13 protein-coding genes are annotated in these 14,935 nt (G+C 38.3%); 2 read left to right on the top strand and 11 right to left on the bottom strand.

The genetic code is table 11. The features are described 5' to 3' along the window. Positions 1 to 74: 74 nt before the first annotated feature. Both FS458_RS05555 and FS458_RS05550 read right to left on the bottom strand, forming a co-directional pair. Positions 75 to 488, bottom strand: coding sequence for a YtxH domain-containing protein (locus FS458_RS05555; protein WP_144698572.1), 414 nt, complete (start codon positions 486 to 488; stop codon positions 75 to 77). Next, entirely contained in the window at positions 489 to 944 is a 456-nt protein-coding gene (locus FS458_RS05550) for a DUF948 domain-containing protein (protein WP_066396872.1), read from the bottom strand. Positions 945 to 1,121: 177 nt separating this feature from the next. On the opposite strand from FS458_RS05550, the gene FS458_RS05545 reads away from it, so the two are divergent. After that, positions 1,122 to 2,234 carry an aminopeptidase gene (locus FS458_RS05545; RefSeq protein ID WP_144698570.1) on the top strand — a complete coding sequence of 371 codons (1,113 nt, stop codon included), beginning with the start codon at positions 1,122 to 1,124 and terminating at the stop codon, positions 2,232 to 2,234. 73 nt (positions 2,235 to 2,307) lie between these two features. On the opposite strand, the gene murC is transcribed toward FS458_RS05545, so the two are convergent. From murC to FS458_RS05510, 7 genes are all read right to left on the bottom strand, one after another. Then, a complete protein-coding gene (gene murC / locus FS458_RS05540; protein ID WP_144698568.1) occupies positions 2,308 to 3,615 on the bottom strand; it encodes a UDP-N-acetylmuramate--L-alanine ligase in 1,308 nt (435 codons plus the stop codon). 217 nt (positions 3,616 to 3,832) lie between these two features. Next, positions 3,833 to 4,930 carry a nicotinate phosphoribosyltransferase gene (locus tag FS458_RS05535; protein WP_144698566.1) on the bottom strand — a complete coding sequence of 366 codons (1,098 nt, stop codon included), beginning with the start codon at positions 4,928 to 4,930 and terminating at the stop codon, positions 3,833 to 3,835. Between the two features lie 346 nt (positions 4,931 to 5,276). Next, the gene (locus tag FS458_RS05530; protein ID WP_144698564.1) at positions 5,277 to 7,988 is read right to left on the bottom strand and encodes a DNA translocase FtsK; all 2,712 of its coding nucleotides are present in this window, start codon (positions 7,986 to 7,988) and stop codon (positions 5,277 to 5,279) included. A gap of 143 nt (positions 7,989 to 8,131) precedes the next feature. Beyond that, positions 8,132 to 8,947: a DUF1444 family protein gene (locus tag FS458_RS05525; protein WP_144698563.1), complete on the bottom strand. Its 816-nt coding sequence runs from the start codon at positions 8,945 to 8,947 to the stop codon at positions 8,132 to 8,134. Between the two features lie 73 nt (positions 8,948 to 9,020). After that, a complete protein-coding gene (gene queF, locus FS458_RS05520) occupies positions 9,021 to 9,446 on the bottom strand; it encodes a preQ(1) synthase (RefSeq protein WP_066396893.1) in 426 nt (141 codons plus the stop codon). 61 nt (positions 9,447 to 9,507) lie between these two features. After that, positions 9,508 to 9,834: a thioredoxin family protein gene (locus tag FS458_RS05515; RefSeq protein ID WP_144698561.1), complete on the bottom strand. Its 327-nt coding sequence runs from the start codon at positions 9,832 to 9,834 to the stop codon at positions 9,508 to 9,510. 13 nt (positions 9,835 to 9,847) lie between these two features. Next, entirely contained in the window at positions 9,848 to 10,855 is a 1,008-nt protein-coding gene (locus FS458_RS05510; protein WP_144698559.1) for a PTS transporter subunit IIC, read from the bottom strand. A gap of 171 nt (positions 10,856 to 11,026) precedes the next feature. Here FS458_RS05510 and FS458_RS05505 point away from each other — a divergent pair, with 171 nt between their 5' ends. Further along, on the top strand, positions 11,027 to 13,207 hold the full coding sequence (locus FS458_RS05505) for a methyl-accepting chemotaxis protein (RefSeq protein ID WP_144698557.1): 2,181 nt from the start codon (positions 11,027 to 11,029) through the stop codon (positions 13,205 to 13,207). A 30-nt stretch (positions 13,208 to 13,237) separates the two neighbouring features. Here FS458_RS05505 and mltG read toward each other — a convergent pair whose 3' ends face one another. Continuing rightward, the gene (gene mltG / locus FS458_RS05500) at positions 13,238 to 14,263 is read right to left on the bottom strand and encodes an endolytic transglycosylase MltG (protein WP_186320460.1); all 1,026 of its coding nucleotides are present in this window, start codon (positions 14,261 to 14,263) and stop codon (positions 13,238 to 13,240) included. A 148-nt stretch (positions 14,264 to 14,411) separates the two neighbouring features. After that, on the bottom strand, positions 14,412 to 14,924 hold the full coding sequence (locus tag FS458_RS05495) for a DUF84 family protein (RefSeq protein WP_144698553.1): 513 nt from the start codon (positions 14,922 to 14,924) through the stop codon (positions 14,412 to 14,414). Positions 14,925 to 14,935: the final 11 nt, after the last annotated feature.

Here is a 14,935-nt window from a genome sequence, read left to right as displayed (position 1 = left end):
CTACCTCCATCATAAAAAGAAAAGAAAAAGAAACAAGTTCTTTTTCTTATCTTTTCATATTCACACATTACTTATCAATATTTTTGCTCGACTAATTCTTGCTCATTAGCAGGATCATAGTCTAATTTGCCTTCATCTTGGATATCGTCTGTAATCTCACCATACAGTTCAGACGCGTTTTCTTCTTCTTTCGCACGCCATTTATCGATGTCTTTACGAAGGTTTGAAGTAAGATCTTTTACCTTTGTTGCAACTTGATTCGACTGCTCTGATACTGTCTTAACAATGTTTGAGGATTTTTCACGAGCCAAATGAGAGATCTCATTACTTTTATCCTTTAGATAGACAGCTTGTTCATTCAGATCGCTGCGCAATTCCTTTCCTGCTTTAGGCGCTAATAAAAGCGCTGCTGCAGCCCCTAACATACCACCAACAAGAGCACCGATAATAAAATCTTTGCTGTCAATGTTTTGATTGTTGTTGCTCATTTACACTCCTCCTCTAGAATATTGTCTTTGTGTTGTTTCAACATTGGATTTTTTGAGTTTGTATTTTTCCCATAAATTCAATGCTGCATTTCCCCATTGAACCGCTTGCGATATTTGCTTAGACTGTCGCTCTGTTTCAACCGTAATCTGGTCTGTTACTTTGCGAACAGATTGGTTCACCTTTTGAACGGATTGACCGAAATCTTGAACTGCAGAGAACACGTTGTTAAGTGAATCTGATTTCTTTTGAACATCCTCGGCTAACTGGTTTGTTTTATGTAACAAATCGGTTGTCTCGCGCGTTACGCCATCTAATTGCTTCTCTAGACTTTCTAGCGTTACCGCGACATGATTGAGGGTAATTTGTAAAGATTTCAAAGCCCCTGATAAAAAATAAACGAGTACGACAAATGCAACTGCGACTAATGCTACACTGATTGAGATAATGATATCCATTATTCGAGACACCTCCTGAAAGTATATTATTGCTTTTTCCCGAGTTTTTATCAAAGGAAACGTGTTTTTTAATAGTATTCTTTGCCACTTCATTAAAATCCTTTTCTAGAACATTACAAATTGTTTAAATTAAGTTAAAATAAAGAAGATATCAAATATATAGGGGGCTTCTTCAACATGAGAGATCCAAGAATTCAACAACTAGCAAAAAACTTGATTACATATTCGGTAAACCTGCAAAAAGGTGAGAAAGTATTAATTGAAAACTTTGGACTGCAAAAAGAACTCGTGAACGCACTTGTTCAAGAAGCATATGCCGCTGGCGGTTTTCCATTCGTTTTACTAAAAGACCATTCTGTAATGCGCGCTCAATACACACAAGCAACTGAAGAACAGATGGAAATGATCGCGAAGCACGAAGGTGATCTTATGAACCAGATGGATGCTTATATCGGTCTTCGTTCAGGAGACAACATCAACGAGATGTCTGATGTTCCTTCCGAGAAGATGGCACTTTATGAAAAAACGATCTTTGCGATGCACCGTAAGATTCGTATCAAAAAGACGAAATGGTGTGTGCTTCGTTATCCGAACGCATCTATGGCTCAATCTGCTAGCATGAGTACAGAAGCTTTCGAAGACTTCTATTTTGAAGTATGTAACCTAGACTATGGAAAAATGGATGACGCGATGACTGCACTAAAAGATCTGATGGATAAGACGGATAAAGTTCGCTTAACAGGGCCGGGAACTGATTTATCGTTTTCGATCAAAGATATTCCATCCATTAAATGTTCAGGACAAAACAACATTCCAGATGGTGAAGTGTTCACAGCTCCCGTTAAAGATTCCGTTAACGGAACGATTTCGTATAACACGCCATCTCCATATAACGGCTTTACGTTTGAAAATGTACAGTTGACGTTTGAAAACGGAAAGATTGTAAAAGCGACAGCAAACGATTCAGAACGCATCAACAAAATTTTCGATACGGATGAAGGTTCTCGCTATGTAGGTGAATTTGCGATCGGTGTTAACCCGTTCATTAAACATCCGATGAAAGATATTCTTTTCGATGAGAAGATCGACGGCAGCTTCCACTTTACGCCTGGTCAAGCGTATGAAGAAGCGTATAACGGAAATGAATCAAACATCCATTGGGATATGGTCATGATCCAGCGTCCTGATTACGGCGGCGGGGAAATCTTCTTTGACGATGTGTTGATCCGTAAAGATGGCGTTTTCGTTCTGCCTGAATTAGAGCAATTAAACCCTGAGAATTTAAAGTAGGAAAAAGCCTTCTCCATAAAAACATTGGCTTGGTTAAAAGAAAAAGACTTGCCAGCTGGCAAGTCTTTTTTTATTATGGTTTTGCAGTCAGTGTTTCTTCGTATGCTCTTTGGAACTTTTGAATATCTCCAGCACCCATGAACAATAAAACACCGTCTTTGTATTTTTTTAGTACATCCACTTTATCTTCTGTAATGAATTGTGCGTTTGGAATTTTTTCTATCAAATTCTCGATTGATAGATTTCCAGCATTCTCTCTTGCAGAACCAAAAATGTCGCAGAGGTAAACATGATCCGCTTCACTTAGTGCTGCTGCAAATTCGTCTAAGAACGTCTTTGTTCGTGTAAATGTATGTGGTTGGAAAATAGCTACCACTTCACGATTTTTGTACTTATACTTAGTTGCTTCAATCGTTACTTTAATCTCAGTCGGATGATGAGCATAGTCATCGATTAAGATTTGATCCCCAACTGATTTTTCAGAGAATCTTCTTTTAACACCAGTAAAGCTCTTCAATTGCTCTTTGATAATATCCATCGGTAATGTTTCATAATGACAGATCGCAATGACAGCCAGTGCGTTCAGTACGTTATGTGTGCCGTATCCAGGAATCTGGAACGTGCCATAAAACGTGTTGCGAACAAATACATCAAACGTTGTTCCTTCATCACCACGATTAACATTCTTAGCTTGGAAATCATTATGATCGCCAAAGCCATAGAATACGACGGGCACTTGTGCATGAATCTCTTGAAGGTTTGCATCATCACCACATGCGATGATCGCCTTTTTCACCTGCATCGCCATCGCTTGGAATGCACTGATTACATCTTTTAAATCAGAAAAATAATCAGGATGATCAAAATCAATGTTTGTGATAATCGCGTAGTCCGGATTATAAGATAAGAAATGTCTGCGATACTCACATGCTTCAAACACGAAGTATTCACTTCCCTTGCTACCTTTACCTGTTCCATCACCGATTAGATAAGAAGTAGGTTTAGCAGCACCAACAACATGAGCTAATAAACCTGTTGTTGACGTTTTTCCGTGTGATCCTGTCACTGCAATCGATGTAAAGTTAGATAGATACTCTCCAAGGAAATGGTGATATCTATGAATAGGAATATTTTTCTCATTTGCAGCTTGAATCTCTTCATGCTGTTCGCCAAAAGCATTACCTGCGATAATCGTTTGACCCTCTTCAACGTTGTTCTTGTCAAACGGTAACACCGGGATGTTTTTTTCTTCAAGTGCTGTCTGAGTAAAGATGAATTGTTCAATATCAGAACCTTGAACATCATGACCATTGTCATGAAGAATTTGTGCCAACGGGCTCATTCCTGTCCCTTTAATTCCAATAAAATGGTATTTTGTCATGTATAGCCCTCCACAAAAAGAACACCTTCTAAAAGGCCTATTTGTATTATTATATGCCTGCTGTTTGAAACGGTTATTTATGCACAGTCAGGCTTGATTCGGAATACTTGAATCATTATAGCAAAGTTGTTGTCCGTTCACCATGATAGACAAATGATAAAAGTCTAATAGAGCTTTTTATCTATTTTTCCCAACTTCTCCAAAATAATAATAGCAGTTATTCCACTAGCTCTAGTCTTGGATTATGGCGATAGATTCTTCCTGCTTTTGCTTGATGCTGTTCATTCATCATAACGTTATCACCGGTAAACCCAATATTGATCTTTAATAGATTGCTGCCTACCCCATAAATATCTACGGGTACTTTTTGTTCTTCAAACTGCTCGATTCTTTCTTTTTTAAATCCACCGCTGACAACGATTTTAACATGTTGGAAGCCTTCTTCATCCAGCGCTTTTCGAAGTGCAAAGATCAGTTCTGGATTCACACCCCTCGGATCAAACGAACCTAGTACATCAGGGTTTCTAAAGAAATATTGATCGACCATCGTTCGTGAGGTATCAACCCTTACCCCTTTTAATGTCTCTCCAAACTCTCTCGCTACTTTTAAAGCATCTGTAATCACATCGTTATTATAGTCAACTAGTGAGATAAGATCGTCTTCAGGGTATTTGGCGTGATAAGCTTTCGTAGCTTCTACAATATCCCCATTAAAGATTTGAATGAGAGCATGTGGCATCGTGCCCATCCCTTTTTTACCCCACCATTCATTCATCGCATGCGTAGCCTGAGCGGTTGAACCACCAATATATGATGCATAACCATCTCCGGCTTGCTGTGCAAAATGGTCGTCACGGTCTCCCATAAAGATGACCGGTTTCTGAACACCAGATTTACTAGCAGCTTTAACAACATTATAAACATTCGTTGCAACCGACGTTCTTCTGGCTAGAATTCCATCGATCATTCCTTCTAAGAAACCAAAGTTTTGATAAGGGCCCTTGATCGTCAACACTGTTTCAAACGGAGAAATCTTATCTCCATCTTTTAAAGAATGAATCTCTAAAGAATCTACATCCTTAGCAAACGTTTTGATAAGAGCGATCGCTTCATCCGAACCGCACAAGACGGCGTCACTCTTTTGAAAGAACTGCATGGTTACGATATTATCTGGTTTGAATGATTCTACAATCTCACATGTTTTAAGAAAATAAACAGCAGAGAACCAACCTTCTCTGATCCGTTCATCGAATTTAAATGTTTTATTCGTGAGCCGCTTGATTTTTCCTTGCAGCTTTAATTCTATCTCTTTCATTAATTTACTCCTCATGACTTATTCCAAGGTATAAAAGAAAGGGAACTATTCCCCACACTATAATAGCGAACAAGGCACAATAACTCAAGAAAATCATTTGATAGTTAACTGCGGTTCTTATCGAGAAAGCGTAAAAAAATTAATAATATGTCAAATTTGCTGATATAATCGGAAACTTGCCGATAAAAAGCTTTTTTTTGCCGATAAAATTTGTTTCTTGCCGATATAATTTTATTTTTGCCGATATCCTTACTTTCTGTTAAATTGCAGACTAAGCCAATCTGCTTATAAAAAGAAAGAGCCGATGTAAGGCGTGCCCCACAATCAGCTCTTTCCTATAAACTTATTACTCAACACCGCTATATAATCGATTCTCTAGTTCTTCTTGTGTAAGAAGAACATGTCTTGGTTTACTTCCCATCGTTTCAGAGACGAGGCCAAAGCTTTCCATCATGTCTACTAATCTTGCGGCACGGTTGTAACCAATTCTAAATCTTCGCTGCAAGCTAGAAGAGGATGCTGCACCTACTTCAATAACATAATAACAAGCTTCTTCAAAAAGTTCGTCTTCTACTTCTGTTGTTTGCTGATGCTGAATCAGTTCTTCACGAGTAAAAAGATACTCTGTTTGATACTCTTCTTTTACGTATCGTGTTACTTCTTCAATTTCTTCATCAGATACGAACGTTCCTTGAATACGCACCGCTTTGTTCGAGCCATTCTCCATAAAGAGCATATCGCCTCGTCCTAATAATCGTTCTGCACCACTCATATCTAGAATGGTCCGTGAATCGATCGCGGACGAAACTGCGAATGCTGTACGAGTTGGCACATTGGCTTTGATCAGTCCTGTGATAACATCTACTGATGGCCGCTGTGTCGCAAGTAGAAGATGGATACCACATGCTCTTGCTTTCTGAGCAATTCGGCAGATCGCTTCTTCAACTTCTTGCGGTGAAACCATCATCAGGTCAGCCAACTCATCAATTACTACAACAATATACGGCATCTTGTTTTTATAATGCTGCTCTTCTTCCATCTTTTGATTGTAACGCTTTATCTCTCGTACGCCTGTTTTTGCAAACTCTTCGTAACGACGTTCCATTTCTTCGACCGCCCATTTTAAAGCAGCCGTAGCTTCTTTTGCATCTGTGATAACAGGGGTCACTAGGTGCGGAATGTGATTGTATGGTGCAAGCTCGACCATCTTAGGATCGACAAGCAACAATCTCACATCTTCCGGCTTTGCTTTATACAGCAAGCTCACAAGTATAGAGTTGATACAAACGCTCTTTCCTGATCCTGTCGCTCCTGCTATTAGTCCGTGAGGCATCTTTTGAAGATCGGTCACTACAGGTGCCCCTGAAATATCTAATCCGAGAGCCACAGTTAAGGAAGATGCTGAATCCTTAAACACATCATCTTCAATGATCTCACGTAAATAAACCGCTCTGCTATGCTGGTTCGGAACTTCTATGCCAATTGCATTCTTTCCAGGAATCGGCGCTTCAATTCTTATGTCACGAGCAGCCAGACTAAGTTTTATATCATCTGTAAGGTTAGTGATCTTGTTTACCTTAACGCCTGGAGCAGGTTGAACTTCAAACCTTGTTACGGCAGGACCTTTTGTCATGTGAACTACTTTTGCATTCACATTAAAGTTATCCAGTGTTGACTGAAGTGTGTTCTTTTGTTCGTTTAACCAAAGATCATCATCTTCGAGTGAAACCTTAGCTTTATTTAATAATGACAAAGGTACAAACAACTGGTTATTTACAGCTTCAGTTCTTTGATGGATGTTTAACTCAGTTCTTGTTGCTTGTCTGCCCTCTGACCTTTGAATTTCTGGTTTTGAAACAGGACGTGTTAATGACTTCCTGTCCTTTTTTAGCATCAACACATTAAAAGGAACGAATTGCCCGCCACTTTTTGGGTTTTCTTTCTTCGGCAGTGTTTGTTCATTAACTGCATTTTCTTGCTCTTGCTTTTCTTGTACTATACTAGGAGTTATCTCTTGAACAGGCTGTGTCTCAGGTCTTTCCGTGCCTTTTTCAGCAACTTCAGACACATCAACAGGTTCACTGATTTGGTTTTGTTTCTCCACACTCAAATTGTGAACCTCGTGATTCTCCTCTGACACATAGACAATATCGGGCTCAACTATCATTTCAAGAGAATTAATAGGCTGTTCTTCATCTACTAAATCCGGATTAGTATCTATTACTTCTTCTACGACTTGTATTTGGCTTTGATCAACGATGCTATTGTTTGCCTTCTGAATATGAGAAGCCTCACTTACAATCTCTTGCTCTTGAGAAATCGTTGAACTTTCTGTTGTTGCAGCAGGTAAAACTTCTTCAACAGACTTTAAAAGTTCTTCAGTCACAGAATCCTTTTCAGGTATATCTCTGCCGATGAATAAAATACCTTCAGGCTTTCTCTTTCCATATCCGTAAACAGGGGATGGAACATCTGTTGGTGTAAACCTCGATTTCACCTCAGGAGTCGCTTCCTTTTGTTCCGGCTTAATCTGTGCATCACTTTTGTTATTTCTTCTTTCGTACCCGTAAACAGGTGAAGGAACGTTTGAAGCTTTGAAAGCTTGCCGTTTTGGTTCTTGGTTAAAGCCTGAAGACTTCCCTTTAGGTCTTCTATTCTCATTTTGATGAGTACGTTGCTCACGAACAGGACGTTCTTCTCTGTATGACTTTTCATCCCTAACAGGATCTTTATACGAGTGTGTCTCTTTCTGCTGATATGTATGTCTTTGTGCAGTTGGTTTTACCGTTTTTTCATCAGGGATCACAGGAAAACGAAATGGTGCATTCTCGGGATACTTGTGCAGCATTTTCGCAGGATGCTGAATATTTGATGGAGACGGTTTTCTTCCATTGCTTGCAAAGGGAGCTGGTTTAGTCCTCTGATTATTTTCCATTTTTTCAGTCGATTGCTGTTTTTTTACAGGCTCCTGGCTTTTAGTTCTCTCTTCCTCATAGAAGGAATCATCTTCATTTTCATCGTCAAAAAACGTGTTCATTAATTTTTTTATCCAACTCATCTTCTCACCTATTTCTGTTGGTTGTTTCTTTATTGTAGCGAAAATAGAAGAGAAACAATAGTATAAATATTCATCTATAGCACATGCATGTTAAAAGATAAGAAATAAAAACCACTAGATGATCTAGCGGCTTTTATTATCAATCAATCTGTTGTTTCTTCTTCTATTGGTCTATTCTTGGCTAAAATAAAGACAGGTTCTAACTCTTTGTTGTCATACATAAACGGTAAAGCTGTGATCGGCACTCGTCCGTTCATAAAAAATTGCATCGCCATCTGAGCCAAGATATCGTACCCTTGCTTATTCTTTATATCTGCAACGATCAACACATCCTGATGTGGTATAGCTACTGCCATTTCTCCAGAGATTTTCTTCTTCATCTCTTCTAAGAAAGCAATGTTTAGAATTCTGCTCGCATCGTATCCATCGTTATGGTTTAAAAAGAAGAACGTATTTCCAGCAACTTGATCTTCTTTATGATCTGTTGATAAACGTTTTACATTGAACTTTGCCGAATCAAGTATTTGAGACTCTTCAACCTTTAACTCCCTCATCTTATTATTCGTAAGAAGCTTATAGGTTTTGCCTAGGTCTAAAGCATAATATATCCTTGTCTCTGCTGTGTGCTCTTGATAAAAAAGTTCTTCTCCTTCTGACGTTTCCATAGGAAAGGATGCAGAACGAATAACTGGAAAGATGCGTGATAAAGTATTTGAAAGCTCTCCTTCATGAGAAGCGGCATTCAATCCTTCTTCTACGTAATACACCAGTTTATCAATAAGCTCATCTTTTTCTTTTGACCAGCGCGCACTAAGCCCACCAAGTGATAAGGTTACACCTTTACCTGTTTCCTTATTTGTAATCCGAAGCGTTTCCTCTTCTCTATCGTATGAAAATTCTCGGGTTGGACTCATCAATTTCTCTTGTAGAGTTTTCTTTAGTTTAATGGTACTGCTCATCTATGAATCCTCCTTTCCTAAACAACGGGTTACACGTAACGTGAAAAACCTCCTAATGGAGGTTTTTGTTCACTTACTTGCTGTTCTCTTCTTTATATTCTACTACTACTTCTGTTCCTAGTCCGCCACGGGCGTTCCAGTTTCCAACTACTTTAATGTACTTTGGCTTAAGTAATTTTACTAGATCTTCCAAAATACGATTTGTAGCATGCTCTTGGTAGATTCCAACGTTACGATATGAAGTGAGGTAATACTTTAAAGACTTCATTTCTACAAGATCTTCATTTGGAATATAGCTGATGATAATATCAGCAAAGTCAGGTAGACCTGACCAAGGACATACAGATGTGAATTCAGTAGTAGGAATAGTTACCATTGTATCTTTTCCTACATACTCATAAGGAATGGTTTCTAATATATCAACAAGGATTACGTTCTCATCTTGGATGTCAAAACGAATACCTTCATATTTGCTGTGATTTACTTCAACTTTAGCCATCAAAAAAACTTCCCTTCACGTAAAAAAATCATTTTTTGTTATTATAGCATACTCTTTTGACCTATTTTGAAGGAATGTTAAGCTCTTCTAAAAAGGCAACAATCTGCTCTTTTGTTTTTCTCTCTTTATTGACATAACGGCCGATCTCTTCGCCGTCTTTGAATGCTAGGAAGCTAGGGATTCCAAAAATATCAAACTCCTGACAAAGTTCGATCAGTTCGTCACGATCTACGTATACAAATTGAAAGTTAGCATATTCTTCTTCGATTTCAGGCAAGATTGGTTTGATTACTACACAATCTGGGCACCAATCTGCAGAAAAAACAGCTATCGTAACGTCCTTTTTAATTACTTCTTTAAATTGTTCGATCGATTTCATGTTTTCCATTATGATCGTCTCCTTATTGATTCAGCTTCATATCGCCGAATTTAATATATCCTTTTTTTCTTAACCATTCTGAAAGTATCAGACTAATGATAATTGGACCTATAAAATGCAAAATAAATATAGCAAGAAACGTTTCAAAGGTAAAGCCCATCGTCCTGAGCGTCATAATTTGCCCTACTAGACCACTTGTGCCCATCCCTGCTCCTGCTGGAATATTCTCCATCTGAAAATAAAGTGTTCCGATGGGAGCTAATAAGATTCCCGCAACCGTTGGTGGTATTAAAATATACGGATTTCTCACGACATTAGGAAACTGTAGTTTTGATGTTCCGATTCCTTGGGTAAGCCAGCCTCCGAATCCATTTTCCCGGTATGAACTTGTGGCAAACCCAATCATTTGTGCCGCACAACCAATCGTTGCTGCACCAGCCGCTAGCCCCTCAAGACCAAGCATCATTGCTATTGCTGCTGATGAAATCGGACCTGTCAATGCAAATCCGAGCAATATAGCTACTAAGATCCCCATAATTAAAGGACGCTGGTCAGTCGACCACATAACGAGTTGGCCAAACGCCTTCATGAATTGATCAATTCCCGGCCCAATAAATGTAGCAATCGTAAAACCTGTAAAAATGGTAACTGCAGGAGTAATTAAAATATCAAACTTTGTTTCTTCAGATACTAACTTTCCTACTTCTACAGCTATTAACGACGCGACATAACATCCAGCTACACTCCCAAGATCCGCTCCTGCTGCCCCCGCTATACCCGCTGAAAATATGACGAGTGGAGGCGCCTTTAAACCGTACGCCACAGCCGTACCAATCACTGGACCCATTAAAGTCATCGCTAATTGTCCCATATCTGTAAAGAATGGCAGCGAGAGTTGCTCACCGATCGTCTTAAGAATCAATCCTATAATAAGCGAAGCCATCAATCCTAGTGCAAAATATTGAAAACCCGTAATAAAATACGTTTTGGGTGAAAGACTTACCCCTTTTTTATTTAGAAAATTCCTCATTTAAAATGACTCCTTTAGCTAATCTGTTAAACATGTCCCTCAAACATTATAACTTGTTTTAAACCCATGTAAAGACAGGTGTAAAGTTAACTGGTTTTACAAACAATTCTTTTTACTTTGAAACTTAAAATAATTCAAAAAAGACCGATAAAATGGCAGGGGGGAATTCATATGAACTTGTCGATACGAAGAAGAGTGCGACTGATGCTTTTCATCAGTTTAGCCGGAATGGTACTATTACTTGCATTTATTGGATTATTTTTATGGCAGAACACCCAAATGGAAGAAGAAAGAGATTCAGTACAACTAACATTACGTTCTAGTAATGATATTCAGAGTAAATTTAATGAAGTGCGTAAACTTGAACAAGAGTATTTAAGGGATCCTAGCACAGAGTCAAAAGAAAAGGTGCTAACTTCATTAAGTGACTTGCAAAAGGAAACAAGTAAAGTAGCAAAAGAAACGAATAGTTCTTCTTTAAAAGGAATAGAAAAAGACTTGTCTGCTTATCAAACATCATTTAATTCAGCCACAAGTCTTACTACTCAACTTAATGCGTTAAAACAGATGATGACAGAGACATCTAACAACTTTTATGCTTCTGTAAAAGCGATGAATGACCAAGCTTTATTGATCACATTGTTACAGATGCAAACGTATGAAAAAGAAGTACATATAAAATATGAAAGTACGACTGTTGAAAACTTTAAAGAAAGTGCTCAAACGTTTGATCGAATGTTGGATGAAAAAAATTTGCCAGCCGATCAGTTGTCTACTTTTAAATCAAACTTATTAAAATATACAACCTCTGCAGATACGATCCAAACGATCACAAAAAAAATCGGGGATGATATTTCAACTTTTGAAAAGATCGCAAATGTTGTAGATCAATCAACAAAAGATGCAGAGAGCAAATTACAGAAAGAAAACGCAGAACTGATAAAAAGTCAAAAATCAGTAAAGTTCTGGCTAACGATCAGTTTAATAGGATTAAGTATCGTAATCTTATCAATATTAAGTGTGATTGGTGTTTGGCTATTACGCTCTATACAATCTTCTATCTCGGTTCTAAAAGAAGGTGCTTCCATTATTGGTGATGGTGATCTCTCTTACCGCGTAGAGACTAATTCTAAGGATGAAATGGGAGAACTAGCTCAAACTTTCAATCGTATGGCTGAAAAAATGCAAAAATCAATGAACGAAGTGAAAGATGCAGCCGAGAAACTTACGAGTTCATCTCAAAATTTAGCAGCTGTATCAGAAGAGACTACCGCACAGAGTGATGAAGTGACAGAAGCGATCTCACAAGTAGCAACAGGGGCTCAAAGTCAAGCTGATCATTTGCAAGAATGTACTCTTCTCCTGTCTGATGTGACCGGATATATTAAAGAAACGGCTTCGATCAGTGATGAGATCGCTTCAGATGCTATTCAAGCCGAGAACGATGGAAAAGCAGGGTCGAGTATCGTTCATCAACTAAATACCCATTCTGAGAACTTTTTAGAATTAGCTCAAAGTCTCATCTCAGAAATTCAAGATGCGAGTAAACAATCCAAACAGATTAATTCCATTGTTGAAACGATTCAAGAGATAGCTGGAAGTACAGATCTTCTTGCACTTAATGCAGCCATAGAATCCGCAAGAGCTGGTGAAGCAGGCAGAGGCTTTTCGGTCGTTGCAAGTGAAGTAAGAAAGCTTGCAGAACGTTCTAAGAACGAAGCGCTAAGAATTCAGCAACTTGTTAAGTCGATGACGAATCAGATGGAACTTTTATCAAAAGAAACGGTACGCTTTGAACAATATCGTGTTGATCAAGTTGAATCTGTTCAACAGACAGAAAAAGCGTTCTCAAGTATCATTCAAAATGTATCTCAGATTAACGGAAGAATCTCTCAAGTAAAAAGTGCGATCGGCCGGGTTGAATCCGCTAATGAAAACTTATCTGAAAAGCTCTTTGAAGTAAGTGCGATATCAGAAGAATCTGTTGCTACGAGTGAACAAGTTAGCGCTTCAAGCATTCACCAAAAAGAAGCCATCCACCAAGTGAACATTGCTGCAACAGAACTGCAAGAAATTGCACTCACATTGCAAGAAGAGGTAGATCAATTTTCTTTAGGTGAAAGAGAATCTCTAATCGCTGATGAAGAGGTAGGATTTATCGATACTTACCATGAAGCAGCAGCAACAGTTGATGATAGTGATGCTGAAGAGTTTATAGCTCAAGACGATGATTACAGAGAAGAAATTGAAGCAGAGACAGAAGTAACTCCTGATCACCATGTTGACATAGAGGAAACAGAGAATGATACGGAGTCTGTTCATTCTTTAGATCGTGAAACTAAAAAAGATTAAGTTTTAAAACCCGGTGATCACTCACCGGGTTTAATAATTTCCACTCAATTGAGTATATTTTCTATGTTCTTTATACGTTTTGGAAAAGAAATGACTCCATGTACCGTCCTGTTTTGCAACAAAGTAAAAATAGTCGTGTTCTTCAGGATCTGCCGCAGCTTTTAATGAGGGAAGATCCGGACTTGAAATCGGTCCTGGCGGCAAACCCTTATTAATATAGGTATTATACGGACTTTGAATTTTGAGGTCTCTTCTTTTCAGGGTTGCTTTAGGCTTTTCAAGCAAGTATTGAACGGTGGAGCATGATTCCAGCTTCTTACCTTCTTTTAAACGATTGACAAAAACACCAGCAATTCTACGTTTCTCTTCGTTTAATAAAGCTTCCTTCTCAATAATAGAAGCCAACGTGATCATTTCATAAGGAGTTTGGTTTATATGAATTGTTAAACCTTTCGTTTCTTCGACCATTCTTTCCGTCATTTGATGAATAACTTCATCCGCTCTCATTTTCTTCTCAAAATAATAAGTGTCTGGAAAAAGAAGGCCTTCCACAGCAAATTTTGTATTGGATTTCTTTACTTTCTTATTTACTCCTAATTGTTCTTGTTGATTATCAGTTAATGTATCCCACGACTTTGCTGCTTCAAGAAATTGATTTTTATCCACAATTCCAGTTTTGTTTAATCGAACTGCAATCTCTATAACTGTCAAACCTTCTGGAATGATCACTTCGATGGCTTCTGTTTCATTTTCCAAAGTAGACAGATCTTGCAGAATCTTTTTATACCCTTTTCCTTGTTTAATTGTATGTTCTCCTGCTACAACTTTACTTTTCTTTCCTGTAATCGTTGCATAAACGGTAAATAAAAATGGGCTTTTAATAAATTCTTTTTCTCTTAAATGCTCGGATATCATTTTAAAATCACTGTCTTCTTTTATAACAAAAGCCTTCTCTGCTGTTCCTTCAGGAGGTGAGATTTCATATAAGACCCAACCAACACACAAAGCGATGAGGATAACAAACAAGATCAGTACTCTTTTCGAATATGAGTTCAAAGTTAAAATCCGCCTAACGTTTTTGTTTCTAATTTCCCCTGATTATTTTTATTCATACAAAAAAGGCTGTTAGGTAAGGTATACAAACCTTACTAACAACCTTCTTGTTAAAATATATACTCCGTAATTGCATCGCGTTTTTAAATTTTTATTTGTTCATACTGTATATATATTGCCCTAGAAGGATCGTGGAAATATGCAAGAACATCTCACTTCGAGACAGCATACCACTGGTAAAGACACCTATCGCTCCATCCTTTTTTCTGATCTCAGGGTCTCTTGTTAACTCACCCATCAATGTTCCAAGTTCCTTCCCCTGCTTAAGACCTGTTACGATCAATGAAGGCAACAAAATACGAGCTCCTGCAGCTGAAAGAACGTTTCCCTCTTGGTCTGCCACCGCTCCCCAGTTACATAAATACATCCCATCTTCAAGCTCCATAACACCGCCTTCAAACCCAATACCTATGTCTGCCCCTTGCTTTACACAATCTTTCGCACGGTTGATAGCACCGATCTTGGTTTCCTCATCAGAAAAAGGCTGGGCCGAAACCAATGAATCAGAAGAGTAGGAAACGAGTTCAGATTCCTGAAAGTACTCTATAAACGGCTGAGTTGCTTTTATTTTTGCAGGATTAGATGATCCAATTCCAATTTTCATCACACGCTAAT

This window comes from Fictibacillus phosphorivorans, from assembly GCF_007673525.1.
In the GTDB taxonomy this organism is placed as follows: domain Bacteria; phylum Bacillota; class Bacilli; order Bacillales; family Fictibacillaceae; genus Fictibacillus; species Fictibacillus phosphorivorans_C.
This window is presented reverse-complemented; position numbering and strand designations above follow the sequence as displayed.

Bases quoted from the DNA above. Each gene is read 5' to 3' on its own strand.
- FS458_RS05545 (WP_144698570.1), top strand. From the start codon at position 1,122: ATGAGAGATCCAAGAATTCAACAACTAGCAAAAAACTTGATTACATAT.
- FS458_RS05530 (WP_144698564.1), bottom strand. From the start codon at position 7,988: ATGAGTTGGATAAAAAAATTAATGAACACGTTTTTTGACGATGAAAAT.
- FS458_RS05505 (WP_144698557.1), top strand. From the start codon at position 11,027: ATGAACTTGTCGATACGAAGAAGAGTGCGACTGATGCTTTTCATCAGT.
- FS458_RS05550 (WP_066396872.1), bottom strand. From the start codon at position 944: ATGGATATCATTATCTCAATCAGTGTAGCATTAGTCGCAGTTGCATTT.
- FS458_RS05555 (WP_144698572.1), bottom strand. From the start codon at position 488: ATGAGCAACAACAATCAAAACATTGACAGCAAAGATTTTATTATCGGT.
- FS458_RS05510 (WP_144698559.1), bottom strand. From the start codon at position 10,855: ATGAGGAATTTTCTAAATAAAAAAGGGGTAAGTCTTTCACCCAAAACG.
- FS458_RS05515 (WP_144698561.1), bottom strand. From the start codon at position 9,834: ATGGAAAACATGAAATCGATCGAACAATTTAAAGAAGTAATTAAAAAG.
- FS458_RS05535 (WP_144698566.1), bottom strand. From the start codon at position 4,930: ATGAAAGAGATAGAATTAAAGCTGCAAGGAAAAATCAAGCGGCTCACG.
- murC (WP_144698568.1), bottom strand. From the start codon at position 3,615: ATGACAAAATACCATTTTATTGGAATTAAAGGGACAGGAATGAGCCCG.
- FS458_RS05525 (WP_144698563.1), bottom strand. From the start codon at position 8,947: ATGAGCAGTACCATTAAACTAAAGAAAACTCTACAAGAGAAATTGATG.
- FS458_RS05495 (WP_144698553.1), bottom strand. From the start codon at position 14,924: ATGAAAATTGGAATTGGATCATCTAATCCTGCAAAAATAAAAGCAACT.
- queF (WP_066396893.1), bottom strand. From the start codon at position 9,446: ATGGCTAAAGTTGAAGTAAATCACAGCAAATATGAAGGTATTCGTTTT.